This window comes from Bacillus sp. WC2503 (assembly GCF_052682895.1).
On record NZ_JBQYMD010000001.1, the window covers coordinates 5,118,268 to 5,143,797 of the forward strand.

The following is a 25,530-nucleotide window of genomic DNA, read 5'->3' on the forward strand; positions in this document are numbered from 1 at the left end:
CTTTTCAATCCTATTAAATTAGTAGGGATTTCCTTTATATTTAATAATTGGTTGTTTATACTATAAGTATATATTAAGAAATGCACCAAGAAAGGAAGAAACAAAAATATGGTTCAAGTATTATTTGTTTGTCTTGGGAACATTTGCCGTTCTCCAATGGCAGAAGCGATTTTTCGAGATCTTGTCGTAAAAGAGGGACTTGAAGAGAAAATTGTCATTGATTCTGCAGGAACTGGAGATTGGCACATTGGTCATCCGCCACATAAAGGAACACAAAAAATTTTAAAAGAAAATGAAGTCGTTTTTGAAGGAATTAAAGCAAGGCAAGTAGAAAAAGAAGACTTAACAAAGTTTGATTATATTATTGCCATGGACAACAAGAATATAGCAGATTTAAAAAGTTTAGGTAAAACTGGAGGCTATATTGGTAGGCTGTCCGACTTTGTTCCAGACGGTGGCTGGACAGACGTTCCTGACCCTTACTATACAGGGAACTTTCAAGAAGTGTATGACCTTGTAACAGAAGGGTGTGCAAAGCTATTAGCTTTCATTCGAAATGAACAAGGAATATGAGGAAGCTTAGAAAGAAATACTTTCTAACATAAGAAATGAAAGGGTGAAGGAATATGGCAAAGAAAAATAATATTGCTCGAAACATTGCGCTTGGTGTAGCGGCAGGTGTAGCTGTATCCATGTTAAAGAAAGAAAACCGTGAAAAGGTAAAAAACACTGCTGAAAAAGCAAAAACAAAGATGATTGAAATTGGTGAAAATGCAAAGATTAAAGAAAAAGTGCAAACTGTTACAGATAAAGGACGCGAACTTGCTGATTTCAATGTAGTGAAAGCGAAAGTAGCAGAAATTAAAAAATTGACGCCGTCAGTTGTAGAGACGTTAAAAGAAACGAAAGAAATTTTTAGTAAGAAAAAAATTGAGCGAGAAGAAAAGCCAGAAACGATTGAAATTCAAGCTGTATCTCCAAAGGCAGATGAGCTTAAAGCAGAAGAAGAGCCAGTAGTTGCTGAAGATGGTGGTATGAAAGAAGCACGTGAATTATTTATGAAAGACTCACATGCAGAGGAAAAAAAAACTGAAGCGTACATTGAGTTAAAGCAAGATAAAGAAGAGAAGAAAAGCGTTTAAACATATATGAGAAAAATTTTAGAAAAGGTAAGAAGAAATCGCACTTATTCGTTCGGTAAAGATTTATACGATCGGACGATGCGTGATGATGTAGCGGGCTTGGCAGCACAGCTCGCTTATTTCTTCTTACTTGCTATTTTTCCTGGGCTTGTTTTCTTAATTACGCTTCTTGGATTTATTGACCTTCAAACAGAAAGTGTGCTCAATTTATTAGAACCGTACGTACCTGAAGATGCAATGTACTTAATTGAAGTAAACGTAGATAAAGTTGTAAATGAGCAAAATGGTGGTTTATTATCATTTGGTTTACTGTCGATGCTATGGTTTGCTTCAAATGGAGTAAATGCGGTTATGAATGCTTTTAACCGTGCGTATGATGTAACCGAAACACGTTCCTTTATTAAAACAAGAGCTTTATCAATTGTGTTTACATTAGCCATCATTTTTATGATTGTGTTTGCTCTAATTGTCCCAGTGTTCGGACAAGTGATTGGGGCAGCGGTATTTAAAGCAATTGGTTTATCGGATAGTTTTTCTTACGTATGGAGTATTACACGATTAGTAGCGAGTTTCTTCGTACTATTTGCCTTGTTTAGTTTTTTATATACATTTGCACCAGATCGAAAGTTAAAAAGAAGAGAAGTCATTTCAGGAGCAATATTTGCTACTGTAGGGTGGATTGTGGTATCGTACTCATTTGCTTATTATGTAGATAAGTTTGCGAATTACGCCAATACATATGGTGGTCTCGGTGGAATTATTATTTTAATGTTATGGTTTTACTTAACTGGATGGGTAATTTTACTTGGCGGTGAAATTAATGGTCTACTCCATCACTATAGAACGGGTGACAATAATTCCCGTAATGAATAATGAGCTCTTGTTCCATAATAAAAAGGAACAGGGGGGATATTTCATGAGTAATAATAAAAAGAACCACAATAATAAAAACAACAATAAACAAAAGAGCAGTTCGCATCCGAAGCATAAAACAAGTAGTAGTGCGAACGGGCATAATAGCTACCATTAAAAAAAGCGGGTCCTCTATGAGGGACCCGTTTTTATTTGTTTCCTTTTAATAATCGTAACCCGTTTAAAATGACAAGAATTGTACTTCCCTCATGCCCAATAACACCAAATGGAAGAGCTAAAAATTGCAAGAAGTTTGAACAGATTAGCAGTGCAATTACAGCTAGAGAAAATACTACATTTTGCTTTACAATACGGTTCATTCGTTTTGATAAACGGATGGCTTGGGAAAGTCGAGACAATTCGTTCTTCATAAGTACAACGTCTGCAGTTTCTAAAGCTACGTCTGTTCCTTCACCCATTGCAACACCAATGCTAGCAGTAGCGAGCGCGGGTGCATCATTTATACCATCTCCGACCATTGCTACTGTACCGTATTTTTCTTTTAACTTTTTAATCGTTTCAACTTTTGTTTCTGGTAAACAGGATGCATAATATTCTTTTATATTGCTTTCAGCAGCAATGGCTTTTGCGGTTTCTTCATTATCGCCAGTAATCATGATTGCTTCCACACCAATGCTTTGTAAATCGCGAATAGCAGCAATGGTTTCTTGGCGGAGTGTATCTTTTAAAGCGATAAGTCCAAGGATACCATCTTCATCACTTATATAAACGACAGTTTTCCCTTCTTTTTCAAGGGAGGTAGAAATACCATTATGAAATGTCTTTGTTTCTTCCCCGATAAAATCAGCTTTACCAATTTTATAAGCTTTATTTTCTAATGTTCCTTTTAATCCAAAACCAGTTACATCTTCAACGTTTTCGGGTTTTTTTATCGAAATATCATAAGCATGTTTTGCATATTTAACAATGGATTCAGCTAAAGGATGTGTAGAGTGACTTTCAATTGATGCTGTAATAGAAAGTACTTCACTTTCTGCTATACCTTCTCGAACATATACATCTGTTACAGTAGGTCTTCCTTGTGTTAATGTTCCTGTTTTATCAAAGGCAATCGCCTTTACTGAAGCTAGACGTTCTAAATGAATGCCGCCTTTAAAGAGAATACCGTTTCTCGCTCCGTTAGAAATTGCAGATAAAGTTGCGGGTGTAATAGCTGCAACTAGTGCACAAGGAGAAGCGACTACAAGTAAAATCATAGCGCGATAAAATGTTTCATTCCAACTCCAATCCAGTAAGAAGTGAGGAACGAACATCATAAGCGCAACAACGAGTAGTACACCTTTTACGTATGTTCCTTCAAATTTTTCGATGAATAGTTGTGATGGTGATTTTTCACTTTGTGCACTTTGAACGAGACGAATAATCTTTTGGAATAATGTTTGATCGCTCGGCTTTGTAATTGTAATTTCAATAGCACCACGTAAATTCACAGTTCCAGCAAACACTTCATCGCCGAATTTTTTCTCATTCGGAATAGGTTCTCCTGTAATAGCAGCTTCATCAATATTTGTTTCACCATTATGAATTGTGCCATCAGCAGGAACACGTTCACCGGGTTTAATTAAAATAATGTCGTTAATTTGTAATTCTCCAACAGGAACACGTTCCTCGGTTCCATTTGAAATACGTAATGCTTCTTCAGGCTGTAAATCAAGAAGTGCTGAAATTTCTTTTTGACTTTTACTTAACGTATAAGATTCCATTGCACCACTTAGCGCAAAGATGAAGATTAAAATAGCACCCTCTGCCCAATAGCCAATCATGGCAGCACCGATAGCAGCAAAGAGCATGAGCATTTCAACATTTAGCTCTTTCTCTTCAATTGTGTCTGCAATGCCTTCTTTCGCTTTTGCAAATCCTCCAATTACATAAGCGAGGATATAGAAAGTAATACCTACACTTATCGCCTCATTTTTTGTGAATAACCAGCCAGCTAAAATGAAAATACCAGATAAGATTGCAAATATAAGTTCATAGTGCTTTTTTAGTGTTTGAATCCAAGATGGATTAGGTACGTTCTGTTTTGATGGTAATGTTTTTACTTCCGAGTTCATTATTACTCGCCCCTTTCAAATTCTTATTGAGAAAAAGAATCAAAATCGAAACCCCTATAAAACGACGAAAGCTGCCATCCGTAACGGATAGCAGCATTTCTGTTAAAACTGATTTTAATAGTTATTATGTTGTAATTATTCTATAGTATAGCATATGTTTTTGAGAGATGATATGTTTTTGTTTCAAGTATAAACCGAAAACTTGTGTTTTTACAGTTCCTTTGGTATATATGAATATTGTTCATAAAAAGATCGAAAAGGAAGACAACAAGTGAAGACAGAGAAATTTTTTACTCATCCGATTGGTGTATTTATTGCTGCGATAGTAGCAACCTTTTTATGGGGAAGCGCATTTCCCTTTATTAAATTAAGCTATGCTGAACTTGGGATTCGGCCACAAGAAGTCGGAGAACAAATATTATTTGCTGGTTATCGCTTTTTCTTATCTGGTATAATGCTCTTATTATTTTTTAAAGCGCTAGGAAAAGATATGCAGTTCAAAAAAGGAACAGGGAAGCAGTTAGTTCAAATTGGTTTGTTCCAAACTTTTCTTCAATATATATGTTTTTATATTGGAATGAGTTATAGCTCAGGAATTGAAGGAGCGATTATTTCAGGAACATCATCATTCTTTCAAATTTTACTCGCACACTTTTTATATAAAGATGATGCTCTCAATATGAGAAAAATAATGGGCGTATCAATCGGATTTTGTGGTGTCATTTTAGTGAATGTACCGAGTGATGGAAGTTTATCATTCCATTTTGGAATAGGTAGCTTATTACTTCTTGGGGCAGCGATGATGTATTCGTATGGAAATATATTAGCAAAAGAGGGTAGTAAAACGTTAGATATTGGGTATATGACAGCATACCAAATGATTTTTGGATCAGTTGGGTTACTATGTATAGGTGCATTACAAGTTGGAGCGATGCCATTTACTTTTAACCTATATACGATACTTATGCTCATATATTTATCGTTCTTATCGGCAGCGGGATTTTGTATATGGAATACAATTATGAAGTATAACAAAGTAGGAAAAGTCTCGATGTATATGTTCTTCATACCTGTCTTTGGTGTGTTATTATCGAGCATGATTTTAGGAGAAGCAATTCATTCATTTGTATTATTCGGTCTAGCATGTGTAGCAGCGGGAATCATTGTCGTAAATCGTACCCCGGCTAAGCAGAAAATGGAGCAAAAAAAACAAGTAGCGTAGAGAACAAAAAAGCGATTAAAATGGAAGAACAGTATTGTTCTTCTTTTTTTATGTAGAAAAAGGAGAACAGACTATATATAACGAAAAAAGATACATTAAAGCATTTATTGAGGAGAACATATTATGAATGTATTTTACATTGTGTTAATCGGACAAATAATTATTTTTTTAACAGGAGCAATTTATGCAATAGGACAGACAAAAAGAACAAGAGAAAATATGCCGTTACCTTTAGCAGTTCGTCTTATTCTTAGTTTTTCTTTAACAGGTAGTGCGATTTGGATATGGCTACAAGATCCATCGATAGAGTATAGCAGCTGGGTTGCATTAGGAATGACTTTATCGACTTTAGGAGATTTATTTATGGCAGGTTTGATTCCCTTTGGCCATCGATTAATTGGAGGGATGGTTACTTTTGCTCTTGCCCATTGTTTTTATGTAAAAGCATTTTTGCAAACAGGTATTTCATGGAATGGTTTTTGGATTGGTTTACTCGTATACGGACTCTTTCTAATTATAGGGTGGTTCTTTTTTATTCGAAATGAAAAACAGGACAAACTGTTTACGATAGGAGCCCTAATTTACGGCTTGTGGGTTGGGGGAATGGCTTGCTTTGCATTCGCCTTATACTATGAGAATACAGGAATATGGTGGATACCAGCGCTTGGTGGTTTGCTGTTTGTGATTTCTGATTTTATTATTGGTGTGACAGATATTGGTGGCCGCAAGCTGAAGTATGAACCACTTTGGATTTGGTTTACATATGTCGCTGCTCAGATGTGTATTGTATATGTAGGACTATAAAAAGATGCTCTCAAAAATAGTAGATAGACTATTTTGAGAGTATCTTTTTCTTTGATATTCTAATATATTTGTTTAATTAGTTTAGTATTTGTTAAGTGTAAAATTCATAGGAAAAGTTCTGCTTAATAAGTATAAAATATGATATATCAAAAAAATAAACTTGTAAGGAATAGTGTTTTTGAATTTGTAATATTATAATTATATAATTTAGAATTTTATGGAAAACAACTATCTGAAGTATTTATAATATAAATAAAAAGACAATGAGATGGTGGAATGATGCAAAAGAAAAAACGTTTGCGTGAGTTCTTTGGAATAATTGCAAGTGCATGTTTATTAGCGTTTTTGGCAAAAATCTTTTTGTTTTTCCCTACAACTGTAAAAGGAGCATCTATGAGGCCAACGTTACAAGATGGGGATAAGATAATTGTTAATAAGTTGGCAAAGCAATTTGAAAGTTATGGTAGAGAAGACATTATTGTTGTGAAGACGGATAATTTTTATGTGAAAAGAGTGATTGGGTTACCGGGTGATGTAATTGAGATGAGAAATGACCAATTATATGTGAATCATGAGGTGAAAAATGAGGAGTATTTGCATAGTAATAAAAAACAAGCTGAAAAAAAACTAATGAATTTAACAGAGGACTTTGGACCTATTACAATTCCTAAAAATAAGATTTTTGTTATGGGAGATAATCGCTTAATCAGTAGGGATAGTAGAAATGGTTTAGGACTTATTGATAGAGCAGATGTATTAGGAAAGTTAGCGGCAATTTATTATCCATTTGAACATGTGAAAATAATAAATTAAAGTAAAAAACCAAGCAAATTTCAGTTTGCTTGGTTTTTTATGTTAAACAGTAGGAGACTCGTTAGATACAAAGACGTCTTCATTGTTTTGGTTAGTACTTATAACAAATTTGTGTTGCAATAGTTGTAGTTTAAATAATGCTAAAGGATCATGATAAGTTTCTGGGTTGCTTCTTAGCGTTGCTAATGTTTGTTCGTCTTCTTGTATTTCAAGTTGAGCGACTTCTACATTTTGTTTCAATACGCTAAGTGGATCTTTAAAGAACATCATGATATCACGCTCTAGTGCACCTTCAAATACTTCAAATTGAAGGAAGAATTGTTTTGAAATTGTTTGGGCAATTTCTGTATAGTCTTCCGTTTCAATATATTGTTTATATTTGTTTGCGAGCATAGATTGGTTTTTTTGCATATTACCAAATAATTTTCCGGCACTCTTTAAGAAAAATTGTGTCGGTGTAAAGCGTAATAAAATGTTGATGTTCGTTACTGTAATTCTATTTGTCATTCGTACGACATCTCGATGCCAATCATCTAGTAATTTGAAATCGCAAGGAAGTTTCATACGTTCTTCTTTATATAATTTATTGAACGTTTCACTCATTTCATCTAAATAAGCTTGAGCTTGAATAAATTCATTATGTGCTGTTTCAATCCAGTCTTGAATAGACCCAGTAAATTTAGGAAGAAGCACTTGTTGTACATGTTTGTCAATTCGTTCGTTCATCGCAGCATTTAATTCTTCATGAACTAATTTGAAATCACTATCTTCTTGAACAAGGTCAGAACAGCTCTGTAATAATTCAGGAATTTGAGAATGTATATCTTGTGTAATTTCTTCTTTCGTTAAAAGATAAGATTCTGTAATAGAACGGATTTTGTCTTTTTCAAGAGCAGTAAGATTGTTAATAAATCCATTAAGTTTTACAGATATATGTTTATTCCAGCGTACTGATTTCACTAATGTATGTTCTAATTCTACACGTTCATTTACAAGGTAAGCGATTGTCTTTTGAGTAAACCATATTAGCTTTTCTATACGTTCTTTCTCTATGTCACGTTCTGCAAGATTAGAGAGAATGGACTCTGTTACATCCCCAAGTTGCTGGCTACTCTCTTGGGAAGGAGAGTACGGGAAGAATTTTGCATTTGGGAAATGGACTGTAAGTTTACTAATTAGATTTTCATTGGTAGTCGTATTATTTGTGTGTAATACGAAATGAATTTGTAAGTTTGGCACTTGTTCACGTAAATAAAGTAATGTATCAAGTTCTTCGCCATGTAATGGTGAGGCAGAATTTAATATGTAAATAAGGCTCTCTGCTGCCTGTAAGTATTCAAAGTATGAGCTGTTTTTATCCAATTGTCCTTGAACAGATGGTGTAACAAGAAATGCAAACTTATTTTTTCTTAAAAATCTACTTGGTAACTTAATTTCTATACATTTTTTCTCAAGTTCTGACTGGGAAGATGTATCCATTATTTGATGGACTTCATCAAAGTTCGAGATGTTTTTTACATCTAGATCATTGAATTCCGTTATTGCAGTTTGACTATCGTCTTTAAATAGAATAGGAGCTGTTAAAGTCTCAGTTAAGATGTTCTCTCCTAATATTGAATTAACGAATGACGCTTTATCATGGTCACTTGTTCCAGCTATTAGTAGTTTATTAACATGTAAATCACATAGTTCATGGACGAGTAGCGTAAATTGATGACTTAAATCTACATCATTTTTCTCGGCCCATTCAGCAATTGTTTCGAATAGATGAGAAACGGTTTCCATATCTACATTTGTTTCAGCTGATGAATTAGAAAGTAAGGCTCCAGCACTTTTTACGAGTAATGATTCTAAAGTTGTAGGTGCAACTTCATTCCATGCTAATACGGCGGCAGAAACAAGTAAGGAATCCTTTGCTTTTGTTAAACTAAACCAATTTGTTAATAAATCAGGAACAAGACCGTTTAATTCATGCATAAAATGATCGCCAGTAATTAATGCAAAGTATGTTTCTTGGTAGCGGATAGAAATTTCATTCCAATTGTCATTGTTATCTGTTTCAATATGTAAAAATAAATGATTCATGCTTTGGATCCAAGAAAGGTATAATGGTTCATTTTGATAGCTGTTCCAAAGGGCAATAACAAACTCTTTAAATTGGACTTGGTCAATTGCATATAAAGCTTTTAAAGAATCATAGAAATATTCTGGTTTGATTTGTTTAGTAAATCCTTGGTTTACGTAATGGATTAAAGTATCGAACCAATGTAATGACTTTGTTCGAATTCCCTCTTGAACTGCAAGTTCGATAGCGTTGTTCCAATCTTCTTGTTTTTCATAGAAAGAACGTGCGATTGCAGTAATATTCGGATAGTCTGGTTGAAATGCCACAGCTTCACTAATCGTCTTAAAAGCTAATCCTAAACGATCTTGCTCGATATAAAGAGAAAGAAGTTGCAAGGAAACTTCCATCGTAAGAGTTGTACCTTCAGTTTGAATAGATTGATAAATTTCTTCTGCTTTTGGTAAGAATCCGAGTTCAAAATAGGCATCAGCAATATTTTTGGTTGCCCAAAGTTCAAGGTCGTTATTTACTTTCTCCCACTTAAATATGGCTGCTTCAAAATCTTTATTTTGATAATAAAATTCACCTTGAGCAAAGCGAATATTAGAAATGTTGGAGAATTCATTTTTAGATTCATTTATGTATGCTTCACCGAGTACTTCCGATACTGGAGTAGAAATTTCTTCTGTTAAAAATGTTTTATAGTAAACTTTTTGGATAAATTGATTTTCAATGGTCATGTTCGTTCCCCCCTGTATAATTTAGAAAAATGATGTTGTATGTAAAAGGGTACATGTTTTTTAATAGATAGAAGTTGTATTATATAGACCAAACTATGTTTTTGCTAGATGTATCATTTTTCTTGAGAGTTAAACCGTTGCGAAAAGTAGCTTTCCTTTATTGTAACAAAAAAACAAGCATATGAATTTTTATTTTTTAATCCTGATTGGTGTGGGCTAATAATCAGTGGAGATAGACAAAATACCCACTGATTAAAGTTTCACTTGATCGCTGTTAAAAGAATGGGTAGAAGTAGAGTTCATTATAAAAACAATGTATAGTGAATATGTATACCATGTTTGTCTTAAAGAGAGAACGGGCAAAATGTGGAATAACGATCGTGCATAGGATGTGTCTTCCGAATGGAACAACATATTGGCGAGTTAATCGCGCATTATGGGTATTTTGGAATTATTATAGCATTGGCTGGTGGGATTGTCGGATTACCGATACCAGACGAGTTTTTATTGACCTTTGTTGGTTATAATGTTTCAAAAGGCGTTATGTCAGGAACTGCTGCTTTTTCAAGTGGGATGGCGGGTGCGATGTTAGGTATTACATTAAGTTACATATTAGGTTTAAAACTCGGTCTGCCTGTTTTAAAAAAATATGGGCCGAAAGTTAGAATTAAAGAACATCACATTGAAAAAACACATGTTTTATTTGAAAAATACGGTCCATTTCTTTTAATGATTGGTTACTTTATACCAGGAGTACGTCATTTAACAGCATATTTTGCTGGGGTTTCGAATTTAACACTTTGGCGTTTTTGCTTGTACGCTTACGGTGGTGCGCTCATTTGGATAAGTGTTTTTATCGGACTTGGCTGGAAGTTAGGAGAGAAGTGGCGATTTGTCGAGTATAGTTTACATCATTATGGAATATGGATTTTAATCATTTCAGCAGTTGTTACATGCATTGTATGGTTTTACATAAAGAAAAAGAAAAACCGCTAATAGCGGTTTTTTTAGCTGAAAGCAATAAATAGTACACCAGCTGTAATAAAGACTACACCGATACCAGTCATAAAGTTTAACTTTTCACCGAGTATAATCATCGCAAGAATAATAGAAAACACTACACTTAATTTATCGATAGGGGCTACTTGAGAGACCTTTCCTGTTTTTAAGGCAAGAAAATAAAATAGCCATGACGAAGCACCTGCAACCCCACTTAATGTGATAAATAGCAGTGCTTTTTTATTTAGCAGTACGTCGCCGATATTTTGAAATTTACCTTGTATAATAATAACGCCTATCATAAATAATGCCATAATAATAGAACGAACTGTCGTAGCAACATTGGCATCGATTCCATCTAAACCAATCTTTCCAAAAATAGATACAAGGGCAGCAGCAATTGCTGATAATAGTGCGAATAATAGCCATGAGCTCATAGTAAAATTCCTCCAATCTTACATTATTATACATGAAAATCATTCTCATGTATTAATAACGAAATAATCCCCACCTTATATTTTTAATAAGGTGGGGATTATTATACTACTCTGCAATTTCCTCATATAAAAAGTAAGTTACATTATAAATATGTTCTACTTCATCGTCTGTCATAAACAATAATTCGTCACGCTCAATTCCTTTTTTCTTTTCAATAAACTCAATCATGTTTTTACGTTCTTCTCTTTTCATCAATTTTATTTCTCCTCTCAGTCTGTTTTAATACAGTTTATTTAAGTTACTGCTATTATATAACAGAATCTTTAGAAAGTTCCACCTATTTTATTGTTTTTTTCAGAAGAACTTTTCGACAAAACAAGCCCACCTAAGGGGGGCTTGTTTTATTTTATAGTCGTAAAAACTCGGGCTCCGTCGTACCTGCACCATCGATGTAATAAATTGTGTCAGGATTGATTTTTATTAATACGTAATTAGGGTCTTCAGGACCAAGTAACCAGCGTTTTAAGCTATTATTCCAAAACTTGTTTTTTAATGTTGAGTCTTCCTCGATTGAAGCTAAGCCTTCAACTTCTATATAATCTTCATCTAATTTTTTTCCTTCTCGTCCAAGCAGTACATGTACATTTGGATTGTTTTCGATATCTGTTATCTTTTTTGATTGTCGATCTGTTGCAACGTATAGTACAAAATCTTCATGGAAAAACATCATAAAAGCGCTGTGTGGCTTCTCATTACGTACAGTAGATAACACACCTGTTCTTTGTCCTTGAATAATCGTTGCAATTTTTTCTTTTAAGTGCATACTTTTAACCTCTTTTCATAATTTATAATTTTCTCCGTTTAAACAAGATAAATTAAATATCTTTCATACTGTTTTCTTCAATCTGATTTTTTAAACGTAATTGTGATGAAATCGGACAAGTTAGGAGAAGAATAATATTAATGATGAGGAGAAATACATACGATGGAAGGATGGAAAGCATGTTTAATAAAATATTTCTTATAGTAGCGCTTATAGGTGTACCACTTTCTGTACTCGGAAAAACAATGCATTGGCCTCAAACGATTATGTTTGCTGTATATTGCATTACAATTATCGCATTAGCGGGGTTTATGGGGAGAGCAACAGAAAGTTTGGCAATTGTTTCTGGACCTCGAATAGGTGGATTATTAAATGCAACTTTCGGTAATGCCGTTGAACTTATCATTTCAATTTTCGCACTTCAGGCAGGATTAATTGAAGTTGTGTTAGCTTCGTTAACGGGTTCTGTACTTGGAAATTTACTATTAGTAGGAGGGCTGTCCTTTTTTATAGGTGGATTAAAATATAAAAGACAAAGCTTTAATGTTTACGACGCAAGACATAATTCAGCTTTATTAATTTTTGCTGTTGTCGTAGCCTTTGTTATTCCAGAAATTTTTTCAATGAAGATGGATGCGGGAAAGACGTATCAATTAAGTATTGGCGTATCTATTATTATGATTATTATGTACCTTGCTGCATTGCTATTTAAGTTAGTTACGCACCGTGGTGTATATCAACATAAAAGTGACGAAGTAGCGCATGAAGAAGAGCCAGAGTGGTCGAAAGGTAAAGCACTCCTTATTTTAGCGATAGCGACGATTGCAGTAGCTTATGTGTCGGAGGCTCTCGTGCATACATTTGAGACGGTTGCGAAGTCATTTGGCTGGTCAGAGTTATTTATAGGGGTTATTATCGTTGCAATTGTTGGAAATGCAGCGGAACATGCATCTGCAATTATTATGGCTTATAAAAATAAAGTAAATATTGCAGTTGAAATTGCAGTAGGTTCTACATTACAAATTGCGATGTTTGTTGCTCCTGTATTAGTATTGCTTTCTATGTTTTTTGTACAAAGGATGCCTTTAGTGTTTACAATACCAGAACTTGTGTCCATGATTACAGCTGTTTTCTTAACGATTGCAATCTCCAATGATGGGGATACAAACTGGTTTGAAGGAGGCACTTTATTAGCTGCGTACGTCATTATGGGAATTGGTTTTTATTTATTATGAAAAATAGGCATAACAATTGTGCTCAGAGAAAACAATAAACAAAGTAGTATATATACCTTTATGTAGGAAGGAGCCAGACAGGTGAAACGAGTATACAGCATATGTCTTTCAGCCATGGTCTCGTTTATTTTATTATTTCCTAACAGTAGTTTTGCAAAGACAACGGTAGAAACAAAAATGCCTTCATCTGTTTTAAATATTTCAAAAGACAATACGTTTCCAAACGATGCGCAAGATTTGCCGCGCTTGCAGCCTAGTAAATTTGCTCAAGAACTATTGAAAACAGCAAATATTAAAATTGAAAATCCGGACTTAATTCGGATGTTTAATGAAACGACAATTTCAAATGCACCGCTTGCAGTAGGGTACCGCGCGAAAATTTATTTAGGTCAATGGGCTTTAAATTATGAATCGGTAGATACATCGATTAATTGGGAATATAAACAAGTGAATCGTAATGTGTACGATAATCGAGGAGGAGATCGCTTATATCCACTTCGTTATAAGCAAGAAACTCAAAAGACGATTGAAGGCGATTTAACAGCAGATATGAAAGATGCTACAGACGTGAAAAAAATGATGCTGCTAAAAGCGCTTGAAAAAGTACAGTTGCCACTTTCATTTAAAACGACCATTGGTTATGGTACAGGACATGAGCGTGTGTATAATATTAGTCCGAGTCAACTTGGATATTTATATGCTTATACGCCAGCAGTAAATGAAAAAGGAAAAGTAACGTTTGGAGAAGTGTACCTTGTTTTAAAAGGAAATCAAAAAAGACTTGTTGTAAAAAATGTTACCTCTCAAGGAATTGGAGCAGCTATTCCAATTCATGATCATTTGTTTTTTAAATTTATTTCCTCGTCGCATGCGCAATGAAATAAAAAAACGTCAGCCCATATAAGCTGACGTTTTTATTTATAACATAAGGTTTGATTTTTTTGATAAGAAATTTTCTGTTGGATAGTAGCTGTTCTTTACAAGAACATTCGGTCCAAGACATTTCACCGCAGGGCAATGACAGCTTAATGATTTTGCTGTTTTTGAAGCGCTCCATTTCTCATATGCTTCTTGTAATGTGTTTGTTTGTATGTTTCCTAGAAGCGGAACATCACCAAAGTCCGTCACAATAATATTTCCATCGAAAATGTTTACATTTAAACGAGAACGGCCATCTGGATCATTACGTACAGTTACATTTTTACTTTCATGTAATTTCTTAAATGTAGCTAAATCGCGTTCATCATCACTACATGCATAGAAAGGTAATGTTCCAAATAACATCCATACATTTTCGTCACGAATTTCTAATAAATGTTCAATAGCTTTTCGAATTTCGTCTTTTGTTAAAATTTCAAGTGTGCTAGCGAAGTCACTTGGATACATCGGATGCACTTCATGACGTTTACAACCCATTTCCTCAACGATTTGACGATGAATATGTTCAATGTGTGGTAGAGTTCTTTTGTTTAACATCGTTTCGGCTGATACGAGTACACCTGCATCGGATAGAGCTTTACTATTGGTAATCATTCGTTCGAATAATTTTGCACGTTGTTCATAAGTAGGTTTACGCTCCATCATTGCAAATCCGCCTTCAACGAAGTCATCAATTGTTCCCCAGTTATGAGAAATATGCAGCACATCTAAATAAGGAATAATTTGTTCGTAACGTGCTAAATCTATAGTTAAGTTTGAGTTGATTTGAGTGCGAACGCCTCGTTCATGAGCGTATTTTAAGAGTGGTGTTACATAGTTGTCGACGGATTTCTTTGAAAGCATAGGTTCTCCGCCAGTAATACTTAAAGAACGTAAATGAGGAATCTCATCTAATCGTTTTAATAAAAGCTCCATCGGAAGCGGATTTGGATCTTTCGGCTGTAATGTGTAACCAACAGCACAATGCTCGCAACGCATATTGCATAACGTTGTCGTTGTAAACTCAACGTTTGTTAATAGTAGTTTGCCGTACTCTTCAAGGTCCATATACGCTTCCCATGGATCGTAAGAAGGAGTAATCGGCTTCATTTTTTGTGATATCGTCATATGAAATACTCCTTTGACTATTGAAATAACAATTTGTCCATTCTCTATAATAGAAGAATATGTACTTTTTATAAAGTGAAACTTTTTAGCGGAAAAAGAGAGAGGGCTTACATTATAGCGGATAATCGTGACAAAATTGATGAAATTTCATGCCCATAGCAATCATTTTTGCGGTATAATAAAAGCAACTCGAATTAAAAGGAGAGTGCCTTCATGGGAAAAGCAATTCAAGATAAAGATACACAATTAGTATATTTAAAAGAGCGTTTAAATATGTTCATTGAAGTAATTGATACAATTGAACCTGAAGAAGTAGAGTTAGAAGATGTAGATCGTCTTCTTGCGATGTTAGATGAATTAGAATTAAAATGTGAGCAATTTAAAAAAGACGAATAATATATTAAAAAGGCTGCCAATACAAAATTGGTAGCCTTTTTCTGTACGGATAATAGAAGGAATATAGAAAAAAAGGTATAATCAAGTTGTGAAAAATCTCATTTATACTTTAATAGCATGAAATAAAGTGAAACTTTAATCAGTGGGGAAGTTTATTCCCCACTGATTATTAGCCTTCACCAATCGGGCGTTTACGGGCAGCAGGGCTCCAACCTAACTTCTTTGCTCTAGTCAAATTTCGAGGTGGGAGTGTTACTGCCCGTTCATGCGGGATAAATAAAGGGCTGAAGAGTATAACGATGGAATTTTCATCTCGTAACGTTTTGGTAGCGTTCACAATTGAGGGGGAAGTAACAATGGAAAAGCTTCAAGAAAGCATGTATCAACTAGTTGTTGAAACGTCAACGAACTTACCGAAAGATGTTCGTCGTGCGATTCAACAAGCGAAAGAGCGAGAAAACGCAGGGACTCGTTCAGCGATGGCACTTGGCACAATTACGAATAACATTAAAATGGCAGATGATAACATCTCGCCGATTTGCCAAGATACAGGGATGCCAACTTTTAAAATTTATACACCAGTTGGTGTGAATCAATTAAAACTGAAGGAAGCTATCTATAGTGCGCTTGAGCGGGCGACAAAAGATGGTAAACTTCGTCCCAACTCTGTTGATTCTCTTTTTGGAGACAATAGTGGAAACAATTTAGGACCAGGTACACCAGTTATTAAGTTTGAGCAATGGGAAAAAGATTATATTGATGCACGTTTAATTTTAAAGGGCGGCGGTTGTGAGAATAAAAATATTCAATATAGCTTACCGTGTGAATTAGAAGGACTTGGACGCGCAGGCCGTGATTTAGAAGGAATTCGTAAATGCCTTCTTCATGCTGTATATCAAGCACAAGGTCAAGGATGTAGTGCAGGTGTAATTGGTGTTGGTATCGGGGGAGACCGAACATCAGGTTACGAATTAGCGAAAAATCAATTATTCCGTACATTAGATGACATCAATCCTGTACCAGAGTTACAAAAACTTGAAGAATATGTATTAGAAAATGCGAATAAGCTTGGCATTGGTACGATGGGATTCGGCGGAGAAACAACTTTACTTGGTTGTAAAATTGGCGTATATAATCGCCTGCCAGCTAGCTTCTACGTATCTGTTGCGTATAATTGTTGGGCATATCGCCGCCTTGGTGTAAAAATCCATCCTGAAACAGGAGAAATTATGGATTGGCTATATCAAGAAGGCGACGATACACTGGAGCAAGAAGTGCAAGAAAAAACAGAGCAACGTGAAATTGTATTGCAAGCACCAATTACAGAAGAGCAAATTCGTGAACTTCGCGTTGGTGATGTTGTAACAATTAATGGCATGATGTATACAGGTCGTGATGCAATCCATAAACATTTAATGGATAACGATTGTCCAGTAGACTTAAATGGACAAGTTATTTATCACTGTGGTCCAGTTGTAGTGAAAGACGAGAATGACAATTGGCAAATTAAAGCAGCAGGACCAACGACAAGTATTCGTGAAGAGCCATACCAAGGGGATATTATGAAGAAATTTGGTATTCGTGCTGTAATTGGTAAAGGCGGCATGGGTGCAAAAACATTAGCAGCATTAGAAGAACACGGCGGCGTGTACTTAAACGCAATTGGTGGTGCGGCGCAATATTATGCGGAATGTATTAAAGAAGTGAAAGATGTTGATTTCTTACAATTTGGTATTCCAGAAGCAATGTGGCATTTACGCATTGAAGGTTTTAAAGCAGTTGTAACGATGGACTCTCATGGTAATAGTTTACATGCTGATGTTGATAAAACATCGCTTGAAAAATTAGCGAGCTTTAAAGAGCCAGTATTTAAGTAAACAAAAATGCACCTCGAATGATTCGAGGTGCATTTTTTTGGTATATATAGAAAAACATGTTCAGCATGAAAGAAAGCAGAGAAACAGAAACTACAGGTACGATTATATATGGAAAGGAGACTATTTATGAAATATAAATGGTTATATATAGGTCTCATTTTTTCAATTATGATGGCACTTGTTCCAGTTTCAACATTGGCTTATACAAACACTCCACATAACTGGGGAATTCCGCGTCCTAAAAATGAAATAGTACCAGATGCAGGGAAACTTTATACAGAATTGCTACAAAAAAATGGCGGATTTTATTTAGGGGATACGAAGAAAAAAGATATTTATTTAACATTTGATAATGGATATGAAAATGGTTATACAGGCCAGATTTTAGATGTATTAAAAGAGAAGAAGGTACCAGCCACTTTCTTTGTAACAGGGCATTATATTAAAACCCAAAAAGATTTGTTGTTACGAATGAAAAATGAAGGGCATATTATTGGGAATCATTCTTGGAGTCACCCAGATTTTACAGCAGTAAACGATGCAAAACTTCGTGAAGAATTAACGAGTGTAACAGAGGAAATAAAAAAAGTAACAGGGCAAAAAGAAGTGAAATATGTACGTCCTCCGCGCGGCGTATTTAGTGAAAGAACATTAGCTCTTACGAAAGAAATGGGCTACTATAATGTATTTTGGTCACTTGCATTTCTTGATTGGAAAGTGGATCAGCAAAGAGGGTGGCAATATGCGCATAACAATGTAATGACGATGATTCATCCAGGATCTGTTTTATTACTTCATGCAATATCAAAAGATAATGCAGAAGCACTTGCGAAAATCATTGATGATTTGCGCGAGAAAGGGTATCATTTTAAAAGTCTAGATGACTTAGTGAAAAGCAATCAACCGTAAGCATGTATGCTTGCGGTTTTCTCATGCTATAATGATGTGTAAAAAGGATGGGGAAACGTATGTGGAGCGAACATGTTACGTTAGAGTATCCGTATCATTTTGAAGAAGTATTAAAACGTTTATCTTTTGATCCTCTCAACGTCATTCAATTAGATGAGAAAGTCATTTATGTCCCGCTTTGTATAGACGAGGAACAGGTTGTTGTTCGCTTGCAAGGGATTGGTACTGTTCAAAATCCACAGTTTTGGATTTCTAGTCAGACAGGAGATCCGGAGAAAGTCATGAAACGAATGAGGGCCATTTTTCATTGGAATGAACCGTTTCAAGATATACAAAATCATTTTTTAAACACATCATTACGTCCACTATTTGAAACATATGCTTATACTCCAATTATTTTAGAATTTGATTATTTTGCTTGTCTTCTTCGCTGTATCATTCACCAACAAATAAATTTGAAATTTGCTACTGTGCTAACAGAACAATTTGTGAAACGGTATGGAACAGAGAAGAACGGTGTATTCTTTTTCCCTACTCCGGAAATAGTAGCAAATATTTCAATAGAAGAATTGAGAGAGCAGAAGTTTAGTCAGCGAAAGGCTGAATATATAGTAGGATTAGCAGAACGTATTGCCCGTGGTACATTAGATTTAGCGAGTATAGAAACTGGGACGGAAGAAGAAGTTTCAGCACAATTGTTGCCAATTAGGGGAATTGGTGCATGGACAGTGCAAAACTTTTTAATGTTTGGGCTTGGGCGGAAAAATATGTTTCCGAAAGCGGACATTGGGATTCAGCGTGCAGTGCAAGGTGTATTTCAATTAGATGATAAACCTGATGATGCATTTTTAGAAAACGTGAAACAAGAGTGTGAACCATACTGCAGTTATGCAGCGTTATATTTATGGAAAAGTATAGAGTAGAGGTGTAATCATGATACAAAAGCAACATGAGAGTAAGTTGGAAGTTGGTCAAACGTTTCCTGTGACAATTAAACGTCTTGGGATTAACGGAGAAGGCGTTGGTTATTTTAAGAGACAAGTTGTTTTCATTCCAGGGGCATTACCAGGAGAAGAAGTCGTTGCTGAGACAACGAAAATTCAGCGTGGCTTCGCTGAAGCGAAAGTGAAAAAGGTTCGTAAAGCTTCACCACATCGTGTGAAAGCGCCATGTCCAGTATATGAGGAGTGCGGTGGCTGTCAGCTACAACATTTAGATTATAAAGAACAATTAAATCAAAAACGTGATATCGTTGTACAAGCATTTGAGAAGTACATGAATAACACTTTGGAAGAGAAAATTCGTCCGACGCTTGGTATGGAAAATCCATGGCATTATCGTAATAAGAGTCAATTACAAGTGGGGCGTAAAGACGAGAAAGTTATTACAGGGTTATATAAACAAAACTCACATCAGTTAATTGATATTGCCCATTGTATGATTCAACATAAAGCAACGAATGAAGCGACAAAAGTTGTAAGACGTATATTAGAAAAACTAAATGTTTCTATTTACAATGAGAAAAAACAAAAAGGTTTAGTACGCACAATTGTAACACGTACTGCAGTTCAAACAGGGGAAGTACAAGTTACACTTATTACAACAAAAGAAGAACTGCCAAATAAAGAACAATTTATTGCAGAAGTACAAAAACAGATGCCAGCTGTTAAATCAATTATGCAAAACGTAAACTGGCGTAAAACATCTGTTATTTTTGGCGACAAAACATTTAAATTAGCTGGAAAAGAAGTAATTCAAGAAACACTTGGTGATTTATCATTTGAATTATCAGCACGTGCATTCTTCCAACTGAATCCAGAGCAAACGGTTGTTTTATATGATGAAGCGAAAAAAGCAGCTGCTTTAACAGGGAATGAGAAAATTGTAGATGCGTACTGTGGTGTTGGTACAATTGGTCTTTGGCTTGCGAATGATGCGGCGGAAGTACGTGGTATGGATGTAATTCCAGAAGCGATTGCAGATGCAAGAAAAAATGCGAAACGTCACGGATTTACAAACACGAAGTATGAAGCAGGTAAAGCTGAACAATGGTTACCAAAGTGGGTAAAAGAAGGATGGCGTCCAGATGTAATTGTTGTCGATCCACCACGTACAGGTTGCGATGATAAATTATTGGAAACAATTTTAAAAGTACAGCCGAAACGAGTTGTGTACGTATCTTGTAATCCTTCATCGTTAGCACGTGATGTGAATGCATTAATGAAGAGTTATGAAGTGGAATATGTGCAGCCAGTTGATATGTTCCCACATACAGCTCATGTAGAAAATGTAGTAAGACTTGTTAAAAAGTAAAGTTTATTCATATTCCCTCACGATATGAGGGAATATTTTCTATGAAGGAGAATACTATGCACAATTATAAATTAACGATTCAGTATGACGGTGCGCGTTATAAAGGGTGGCAACGTCTCGGTAATAATGATAATACGATTCAAGGGAAAATTGAGAGTGTCATATCTGAAATGGTCGGGAAAGAAATTGAAATTATCGGCTGTAGTAGAACGGATGCTGGTGTACACGCTTTGAATCAAGTGGCTAACTTTAAGAGTGATGAGAAGTTAGTGGAACATAAAGTGAAAAAGTATTTAAATCAATATTTACCAAATGATATTAGTATTACAAGTGTGGAAGAAGTGCCAGATCGTTTCCATGCTCGTTACAACTCTAAGGCGAAAACATATCTTTATAAGATTTGGAATGAAGAGCATACGAACCCATTCATGCGTAAACACAGCATGCACGTGAATAAAAAATTAAATGTGGAAAGCATGAAAAAAGCTGCGAAACATTTAGTTGGTTCACATGATTTTACTGCTTTTTCAAATGCAAAATCTAAGAAAAAGTCTATGGTTCGAGAAGTATATACGCTTGAGGTTTCTGAAGAGGCAGGATTTGTACAAATTAGAGTAAGTGGTAACGGCTTCCTTCATAATATGGTGCGAAAAATTGTTGGAGCATTAATTGAAGTTGGATTAGGACAATTAGATGCTGAAGCAATTCCGAACATTTTAGAGGAAAAACAGCGCAATCAAATTAATTGTCTTGCTGAGGCAAGTGGTTTGTATTTGGAGAGTATTGAGTTTTAATCAGTAAAAAATCGAGCTGTGTAGGCTCGATTTTTTTATGTTTTGCTGTTAAGAAGATTTCTCTTTCTTCATACGTATTTTCAAATTCCAAAAAGCAGCAAGCATAATAGCTGCAAAGGAGCCGAAAATTGTTCCTAATAGCTTTGCATAAGGAGAGCTGCTTACATCGGCATTAATGAATAACATCATACAGAGAATAGTAGGGAAAAAGTATAAGTATTGTATTAACTTTAATTTTTTATCATTACTCATATATATCGCCCCTTTCTAGCATGTTATATGTTTAGTTTAACATATTTTACCAATTTTTCTACGATTGGAGAAAGGTTCATTTCATATTTGTAAATGAAGTTTTTTAATTCGATATTGTAAGTTTTGTCTACTCAATCCTAAAAATTTTGCTGCTTGTGAGATATTACCATTATTCTCTTTAAGAATTTGAGTGATGTAGTTTTTTTCTATTTCTTCTATCGTGTGCTTTAAAGTTTTAGGTGTATCAGCATTGTAATTAGTTAGTGAAGGTTGCATATTGAATTCTTTTTTTATTCGTTCGCGAAAGTGAGTGGGTATATGAAACGCTGTAATGATATTTTCATCTTCTATTAAGTTCATTGAACCTTCAATTATATGTTCCAATTCTCGTACGTTTCCGGGCCAATCGTATACATAAAAGAATTCTCTTACATGTACATCTACATCCGTTACGCTGAGCCCGAATTGAATATTGTACTTTTCGATAAAGTGCTGAACAAGAGCTGGAATATCTTCTTTTCGTTCCCGTAAAGGTGGAAGACATAAAGTAACGACGCTTAATCGGTAATATAAATCTTCTCTTAACCGATTGTGTGCAATAGCTTCAAGAGGGTCTTCATTAATAGTTGCTATAATACGAACATCAATTTCTTTTTCTTGTGCGCCTCCGATTCTTCGTATTGTTTTTTCTTGTATAGCCCGTAGTAACTTAGCTTGAAGCGTTGGGCTTAATGAGTTGATTTCATCTAACAACAAAGTCCCACCATTTGCTTCTTCAAATAAACCAGATTTATCTATTGCTCCTGTAAAGGCACCTCGATTCGTACCAAATAATAAGCTTTCCATTAGGGTATCAGGTATAGCTGCACAATTTTGTGAAATAAACGGTTTTGTTGAACGCTGACTTTCATTATGTATACTTTGTGCAAATAGTTCTTTGCCAGTCCCTGTTTCTCCTACAAGAAGTATAGATGAGGATGTACGAATTACCCTCTTTCCTTCTGCAATGATTGATTGAATAGCTCCAGAATCACCAATTATGTGGTCAAAGGTGAATTTAGTATTTTGTTTTCGAGAAGGGCTCATTTTTATTGGTTGCTTTAAGTGACTAATCTCTTTTGAAATTTCAATAGCACCTTTAATTTTTCCATTTTCTATTATAGGGAAAGTATCGTTAATCGTCGTAATTTCTTGTCCTTTATTGTTAAAATACGTTTGTTTTATATTTTTTTTTGTTTTTCCAAATTTTAATGCCTCTATAAGAGTACTATTTTTATTTTCTTCAAATGCAAATACCTCTAAGGGACTTTTATATAGCACATCTAAGCGGTTCATTGATTCAATTTCCATCATTTTGCGGTTATAGATAATCGTTTTACTTTCCTCATTAATAATATGAATCCCGATATCGAGTTCATTGAGTAAAGCTTCATATAGCGCATTCATTTCAATAATTTGTTTAAAATTAATTTCTTCTGTATGCATGTATCATCTTCTCCTCGTTTCACCCTATGAAGACTGACTTTTTATAATTTTATTAAAATTCTCATAAAATCGCAAAATTTTTTTGCTATTTTCTTTCAAAACTTTTTAAATGATAGAAAAATTTTGCGGTTATGTAGATTTTTTTGTACGAAATCTTAATTTTTATATAGATATTGAGGTTGGTACGTATCTTGCATAAATAATAATTGAAATCTTTAAATGAAAGGAGTGGATGAATTAGAACTTTTCATAGGGTATGCGACATTTCAGTGCAAATTAATTAAGAGGAGGAATTTATTAAGTGAAGACGGTTATAGAAGGCGTGTATAGTCCTTGTTACGGGAAAGTAGAGAAATTATTTGTTACTGAAAGTTCTTACGTATATGAGTGGGAGAAATTAGCGTTAATTGAAACGATAGATAAACAGAAAGTAGAAATTAAGGTAGGCATCAGTGGTTATATCGAATCTTTAGAAGTGGTAGAAGGACAAGCTATCGCTGATCAAAAACTATTAATAACAGTAAGGGATGACCTTTTAATAACAGGTAGTGATTAATATAAGTGATATGTATTTTGCACTTTTTAATAATTAATTTTACGATGAAGAGTTTTAAAAGCGCTTACAATTAATGGGTTTTAAAAAATGAAAAGGGGGGATTTATGTGATGGATCAAAGCCAAGGATTAAAAAGGGAATTGAAAAGTCGGCACATATTTATGATTGCACTCGGAGGGGTTATTGGTACGGGTCTTTTTTTAGGATCTGGTTATACAATTCATGAAGCTGGACCTGGAGGAGCGATTATAGCGTATCTTGTTGGCGGATTTGTTATGTATTTAACGATGCTCTGTCTAGGAGAGTTAGCGGTTGCAATGCCTGATGCAGGATCTTATCAAACGTATGCAACAAAGCACATTTCGCCTGCAGCGGGTTATGTAGTCGGCTGGATGTCGTGGCTAAACTGGTCTGCTACGATAGGCATTGAATTAATTGCAGTTAGTATTTTGATGAAACGCTGGTTTCCCGATGTACCGTCATGGATTTGGTGTGTAGTGTTCGCAGTACTGCTCTTTGCTATTAATGCGTTATCTTCAAGAAGTTTTGCGGAAGTTGAATTTTGGTTTGCAAGTATTAAAGTAATTACAATCATTGCATTTATTATTTTGGGCGGGGCAGCGATGTTCGGTTTTCTAGATATGAAAGGAAACGAACCAGCACCGATGTTTTCTAGTTTTACTGATTATGGAGGGTTGTTTCCAAATGGATTATCAGCAATTTTAATTACAATGATTGCAGTTAATTTTGCTTTCCAAGGAACAGAACTAGTTGGAATTGCAGCTGGTGAGAGTGAAAATCCAGAGAAAACGATCCCGAAGGCAATTAATAATACAGTTTGGCGCATACTCGTTTTCTTTGTACTATCTATTTTTATTCTTGCAGGACTATTTCCTTGGCAGCAAGCAGGCGTAATAGAAAGTCCATTTGTAGTCGTATTTGATAAAATTGGTATTCCTTATGCGGCTGATATTATAAATTTTGTTATTATTACAGCGGTATTATCGGTTGCGAATTCAGGATTATATGCAACTTCCCGTATGCTATGGTCTATGTCTAATCAAGGAATGATTAGCCCGATTTTTGGTAAGTTATCTAAAAACGGTGTTCCTATTTATGCGTTGATTGTAAGCACGATTGTAGGATGCCTCTCATTATTATCAGGTATTTATGCGGAAGATACAGTTTATTTATGGCTTCTTTCAATTGCAGGGTTCGGAGCAATATTAGTTTGGGCATCGATTGCTTTATCTAACTTATTAGCTAGAAGGACATACGTAAAGCAGGGCGGAGATATTAAGGATTTGAAATTTAAAACACCATTGTATCCATTTGTTCCACTTCTTGCGTTAGTATTAAATTTAACAGTAATTGTTGGCATGGCTTTTATTCCTGAACAAAGAATGGCTTTATATTGTGGTATTCCATTTATGATTGTTTGTTTACTGTTTTATCGCGCTACCAGAAATAAGAGAAGTAGCGTAGAACATATTGAAAAGACAAACACAACTGAATTAGAAAGTTTACCCCGCATTAACGGGCAGTAAAACTCCACTTCAAAATTCGGCTGGAGATAAACTGTCCGTAAACGCCCGATTGGTGAAGGCTAACAATCAGTGGGGGATGAACCTCCCC

At 35.0% G+C, this 25,530-nt stretch carries 25 protein-coding genes; 17 read left to right on the forward strand and 8 right to left on the reverse strand.

Going from position 1 to position 25,530, the window contains the following annotated elements; translation table 11 throughout:
• Nucleotides 1-108 precede the first annotated feature (108 nt).
• The 3 genes from ACUN26_RS26345 to ACUN26_RS26355 are packed head-to-tail and all read left to right on the forward strand — an operon-like array spanning nucleotide 109 to nucleotide 2,015.
• The gene (locus ACUN26_RS26345) at nucleotides 109-573 is read left to right on the forward strand and encodes a low molecular weight protein-tyrosine-phosphatase (protein WP_000250904.1); all 465 of its coding nucleotides are present in this window, start codon (nucleotides 109-111) and stop codon (nucleotides 571-573) included.
• A 53-nt stretch (nucleotides 574-626) separates the two neighbouring features.
• On the forward strand, nucleotides 627-1,142 hold the full coding sequence (locus ACUN26_RS26350; protein WP_001085402.1) for a DUF4075 domain-containing protein: 516 nt from the start codon (nucleotides 627-629) through the stop codon (nucleotides 1,140-1,142).
• Between the two features lie 6 nt (nucleotides 1,143-1,148).
• Complete coding sequence (locus ACUN26_RS26355; RefSeq protein ID WP_001226534.1) at nucleotides 1,149-2,015, forward strand: YihY/virulence factor BrkB family protein; 867 nt, start codon at nucleotides 1,149-1,151, stop codon at nucleotides 2,013-2,015.
• Nucleotides 2,016-2,203: 188 nt separating this feature from the next.
• Here the strand turns inward: ACUN26_RS26355 and ACUN26_RS26360 are convergent, their stop codons facing one another.
• Entirely contained in the window at nucleotides 2,204-4,129 is a 1,926-nt protein-coding gene (locus ACUN26_RS26360) for a heavy metal translocating P-type ATPase (protein ID WP_001083762.1), read from the reverse strand.
• 271 nt (nucleotides 4,130-4,400) lie between these two features.
• Between ACUN26_RS26360 and ACUN26_RS26365 the strand changes: the two genes are divergently transcribed.
• From ACUN26_RS26365 to lepB, 3 genes are all read left to right on the forward strand, one after another.
• The gene (locus tag ACUN26_RS26365; protein ID WP_000845698.1) at nucleotides 4,401-5,351 is read left to right on the forward strand and encodes a DMT family transporter; all 951 of its coding nucleotides are present in this window, start codon (nucleotides 4,401-4,403) and stop codon (nucleotides 5,349-5,351) included.
• 123 nt (nucleotides 5,352-5,474) lie between these two features.
• Nucleotides 5,475-6,155 (forward strand): lysoplasmalogenase, encoded by a 681-nt coding sequence (locus tag ACUN26_RS26370; protein WP_001100488.1) that lies wholly within the window; start codon nucleotides 5,475-5,477, stop codon nucleotides 6,153-6,155.
• A 276-nt stretch (nucleotides 6,156-6,431) separates the two neighbouring features.
• Complete coding sequence (gene lepB, locus ACUN26_RS26375; RefSeq protein WP_000983289.1) at nucleotides 6,432-6,968, forward strand: signal peptidase I; 537 nt, start codon at nucleotides 6,432-6,434, stop codon at nucleotides 6,966-6,968.
• A gap of 42 nt (nucleotides 6,969-7,010) precedes the next feature.
• Here lepB and ACUN26_RS26380 read toward each other — a convergent pair whose 3' ends face one another.
• Nucleotides 7,011-9,773, reverse strand: coding sequence for a tetratricopeptide repeat protein (locus ACUN26_RS26380; protein ID WP_000151399.1), 2,763 nt, complete (start codon nucleotides 9,771-9,773; stop codon nucleotides 7,011-7,013).
• A gap of 402 nt (nucleotides 9,774-10,175) precedes the next feature.
• On the opposite strand from ACUN26_RS26380, the gene ACUN26_RS26385 reads away from it, so the two are divergent.
• Nucleotides 10,176-10,769, forward strand: coding sequence for a DedA family protein (locus ACUN26_RS26385; protein WP_000434869.1), 594 nt, complete (start codon nucleotides 10,176-10,178; stop codon nucleotides 10,767-10,769).
• An 11-nt stretch (nucleotides 10,770-10,780) separates the two neighbouring features.
• Here ACUN26_RS26385 and ACUN26_RS26390 read toward each other — a convergent pair whose 3' ends face one another.
• The 3 genes from ACUN26_RS26390 to ACUN26_RS26400 all read right to left on the reverse strand — a co-directional run bounded on the left by ACUN26_RS26390 (nucleotide 10,781) and on the right by ACUN26_RS26400 (nucleotide 12,033).
• Complete coding sequence (locus ACUN26_RS26390; protein ID WP_000100302.1) at nucleotides 10,781-11,209, reverse strand: EamA family transporter; 429 nt, start codon at nucleotides 11,207-11,209, stop codon at nucleotides 10,781-10,783.
• Between the two features lie 106 nt (nucleotides 11,210-11,315).
• Nucleotides 11,316-11,462 carry a BH0509 family protein gene (locus ACUN26_RS26395; RefSeq protein ID WP_000817786.1) on the reverse strand — a complete coding sequence of 49 codons (147 nt, stop codon included), beginning with the start codon at nucleotides 11,460-11,462 and terminating at the stop codon, nucleotides 11,316-11,318.
• A gap of 154 nt (nucleotides 11,463-11,616) precedes the next feature.
• Nucleotides 11,617-12,033, reverse strand: coding sequence for a pyridoxamine 5'-phosphate oxidase family protein (locus tag ACUN26_RS26400; RefSeq protein ID WP_000550219.1), 417 nt, complete (start codon nucleotides 12,031-12,033; stop codon nucleotides 11,617-11,619).
• 179 nt (nucleotides 12,034-12,212) lie between these two features.
• Between ACUN26_RS26400 and cax the strand changes: the two genes are divergently transcribed.
• Both cax and ACUN26_RS26410 read left to right on the forward strand, forming a co-directional pair.
• On the forward strand, nucleotides 12,213-13,268 hold the full coding sequence (cax, locus tag ACUN26_RS26405; RefSeq protein WP_002093843.1) for a calcium/proton exchanger: 1,056 nt from the start codon (nucleotides 12,213-12,215) through the stop codon (nucleotides 13,266-13,268).
• An 81-nt stretch (nucleotides 13,269-13,349) separates the two neighbouring features.
• Complete coding sequence (locus tag ACUN26_RS26410; protein WP_002093842.1) at nucleotides 13,350-14,147, forward strand: YfkD famly protein; 798 nt, start codon at nucleotides 13,350-13,352, stop codon at nucleotides 14,145-14,147.
• 39 nt (nucleotides 14,148-14,186) lie between these two features.
• Here the strand turns inward: ACUN26_RS26410 and yfkAB are convergent, their stop codons facing one another.
• A complete protein-coding gene (gene yfkAB, locus ACUN26_RS26415) occupies nucleotides 14,187-15,314 on the reverse strand; it encodes a radical SAM/CxCxxxxC motif protein YfkAB (RefSeq protein WP_000156032.1) in 1,128 nt (375 codons plus the stop codon).
• 213 nt (nucleotides 15,315-15,527) lie between these two features.
• Between yfkAB and ACUN26_RS26420 the strand changes: the two genes are divergently transcribed.
• From ACUN26_RS26420 to truA, 6 genes are all read left to right on the forward strand, one after another.
• Nucleotides 15,528-15,710, forward strand: coding sequence for an SE1561 family protein (locus ACUN26_RS26420; RefSeq protein ID WP_000513558.1), 183 nt, complete (start codon nucleotides 15,528-15,530; stop codon nucleotides 15,708-15,710).
• A 356-nt stretch (nucleotides 15,711-16,066) separates the two neighbouring features.
• Nucleotides 16,067-17,587, forward strand: coding sequence for a class I fumarate hydratase (gene fumA / locus ACUN26_RS26425; protein ID WP_000413539.1), 1,521 nt, complete (start codon nucleotides 16,067-16,069; stop codon nucleotides 17,585-17,587).
• A 126-nt stretch (nucleotides 17,588-17,713) separates the two neighbouring features.
• Nucleotides 17,714-18,496 carry a delta-lactam-biosynthetic de-N-acetylase gene (gene pdaA / locus ACUN26_RS26430; RefSeq protein ID WP_000875966.1) on the forward strand — a complete coding sequence of 261 codons (783 nt, stop codon included), beginning with the start codon at nucleotides 17,714-17,716 and terminating at the stop codon, nucleotides 18,494-18,496.
• Nucleotides 18,497-18,555: 59 nt separating this feature from the next.
• A complete protein-coding gene (locus ACUN26_RS26435) occupies nucleotides 18,556-19,419 on the forward strand; it encodes a DNA-3-methyladenine glycosylase family protein (protein WP_000269448.1) in 864 nt (287 codons plus the stop codon).
• Nucleotides 19,420-19,429: 10 nt separating this feature from the next.
• Nucleotides 19,430-20,809, forward strand: a complete 1,380-nt coding sequence (rlmD, locus tag ACUN26_RS26440) for a 23S rRNA (uracil(1939)-C(5))-methyltransferase RlmD (protein WP_000615220.1) — start codon at nucleotides 19,430-19,432, stop codon at nucleotides 20,807-20,809.
• Nucleotides 20,810-20,865: 56 nt separating this feature from the next.
• A complete protein-coding gene (truA, locus tag ACUN26_RS26445) occupies nucleotides 20,866-21,603 on the forward strand; it encodes a tRNA pseudouridine(38-40) synthase TruA (RefSeq protein ID WP_000553128.1) in 738 nt (245 codons plus the stop codon).
• 48 nt (nucleotides 21,604-21,651) lie between these two features.
• Here the strand turns inward: truA and ACUN26_RS26450 are convergent, their stop codons facing one another.
• Both ACUN26_RS26450 and ACUN26_RS26455 read right to left on the reverse strand, forming a co-directional pair.
• Nucleotides 21,652-21,855, reverse strand: coding sequence for a hypothetical protein (locus tag ACUN26_RS26450; protein WP_000063850.1), 204 nt, complete (start codon nucleotides 21,853-21,855; stop codon nucleotides 21,652-21,654).
• Between the two features lie 81 nt (nucleotides 21,856-21,936).
• Nucleotides 21,937-23,340: a sigma-54 interaction domain-containing protein gene (locus ACUN26_RS26455; protein ID WP_000556687.1), complete on the reverse strand. Its 1,404-nt coding sequence runs from the start codon at nucleotides 23,338-23,340 to the stop codon at nucleotides 21,937-21,939.
• A gap of 301 nt (nucleotides 23,341-23,641) precedes the next feature.
• On the opposite strand from ACUN26_RS26455, the gene ACUN26_RS26460 reads away from it, so the two are divergent.
• The gene (locus ACUN26_RS26460; RefSeq protein WP_000859494.1) at nucleotides 23,642-23,896 is read left to right on the forward strand and encodes a biotin/lipoyl-containing protein; all 255 of its coding nucleotides are present in this window, start codon (nucleotides 23,642-23,644) and stop codon (nucleotides 23,894-23,896) included.
• Nucleotides 23,897-24,002: 106 nt separating this feature from the next.
• Nucleotides 24,003-25,442: an amino acid permease gene (locus ACUN26_RS26465; protein ID WP_000969264.1), complete on the forward strand. Its 1,440-nt coding sequence runs from the start codon at nucleotides 24,003-24,005 to the stop codon at nucleotides 25,440-25,442.
• The last annotated feature ends 88 nt before the right edge of the window (nucleotides 25,443-25,530 follow it).

Excerpts from the sequence above, each read along its gene's own strand:
- ACUN26_RS26345 (WP_000250904.1), top strand. The coding sequence starts at position 109 with ATGGTTCAAGTATTATTTGTTTGTCTTGGGAACATTTGCCGTTCTCCA.
- ACUN26_RS26350 (WP_001085402.1), top strand. The coding sequence starts at position 627 with ATGGCAAAGAAAAATAATATTGCTCGAAACATTGCGCTTGGTGTAGCG.
- ACUN26_RS26355 (WP_001226534.1), top strand. The coding sequence starts at position 1,149 with ATGAGAAAAATTTTAGAAAAGGTAAGAAGAAATCGCACTTATTCGTTC.
- ACUN26_RS26360 (WP_001083762.1), bottom strand. The coding sequence starts at position 4,129 with ATGAACTCGGAAGTAAAAACATTACCATCAAAACAGAACGTACCTAAT.
- ACUN26_RS26370 (WP_001100488.1), top strand. The coding sequence starts at position 5,475 with ATGAATGTATTTTACATTGTGTTAATCGGACAAATAATTATTTTTTTA.
- lepB (WP_000983289.1), top strand. The coding sequence starts at position 6,432 with ATGATGCAAAAGAAAAAACGTTTGCGTGAGTTCTTTGGAATAATTGCA.
- ACUN26_RS26380 (WP_000151399.1), bottom strand. The coding sequence starts at position 9,773 with ATGACCATTGAAAATCAATTTATCCAAAAAGTTTACTATAAAACATTT.
- ACUN26_RS26385 (WP_000434869.1), top strand. The coding sequence starts at position 10,176 with ATGGAACAACATATTGGCGAGTTAATCGCGCATTATGGGTATTTTGGA.
- ACUN26_RS26390 (WP_000100302.1), bottom strand. The coding sequence starts at position 11,209 with ATGAGCTCATGGCTATTATTCGCACTATTATCAGCAATTGCTGCTGCC.
- ACUN26_RS26395 (WP_000817786.1), bottom strand. The coding sequence starts at position 11,462 with ATGAAAAGAGAAGAACGTAAAAACATGATTGAGTTTATTGAAAAGAAA.
- ACUN26_RS26400 (WP_000550219.1), bottom strand. The coding sequence starts at position 12,033 with ATGCACTTAAAAGAAAAAATTGCAACGATTATTCAAGGACAAAGAACA.
- cax (WP_002093843.1), top strand. The coding sequence starts at position 12,213 with ATGTTTAATAAAATATTTCTTATAGTAGCGCTTATAGGTGTACCACTT.
- yfkAB (WP_000156032.1), bottom strand. The coding sequence starts at position 15,314 with ATGACGATATCACAAAAAATGAAGCCGATTACTCCTTCTTACGATCCA.
- ACUN26_RS26420 (WP_000513558.1), top strand. The coding sequence starts at position 15,528 with ATGGGAAAAGCAATTCAAGATAAAGATACACAATTAGTATATTTAAAA.
- fumA (WP_000413539.1), top strand. The coding sequence starts at position 16,067 with ATGGAAAAGCTTCAAGAAAGCATGTATCAACTAGTTGTTGAAACGTCA.
- pdaA (WP_000875966.1), top strand. The coding sequence starts at position 17,714 with ATGAAATATAAATGGTTATATATAGGTCTCATTTTTTCAATTATGATG.
- ACUN26_RS26435 (WP_000269448.1), top strand. The coding sequence starts at position 18,556 with ATGTGGAGCGAACATGTTACGTTAGAGTATCCGTATCATTTTGAAGAA.
- rlmD (WP_000615220.1), top strand. The coding sequence starts at position 19,430 with ATGATACAAAAGCAACATGAGAGTAAGTTGGAAGTTGGTCAAACGTTT.
- truA (WP_000553128.1), top strand. The coding sequence starts at position 20,866 with ATGCACAATTATAAATTAACGATTCAGTATGACGGTGCGCGTTATAAA.
- ACUN26_RS26450 (WP_000063850.1), bottom strand. The coding sequence starts at position 21,855 with ATGAGTAATGATAAAAAATTAAAGTTAATACAATACTTATACTTTTTC.
- ACUN26_RS26455 (WP_000556687.1), bottom strand. The coding sequence starts at position 23,340 with ATGCATACAGAAGAAATTAATTTTAAACAAATTATTGAAATGAATGCG.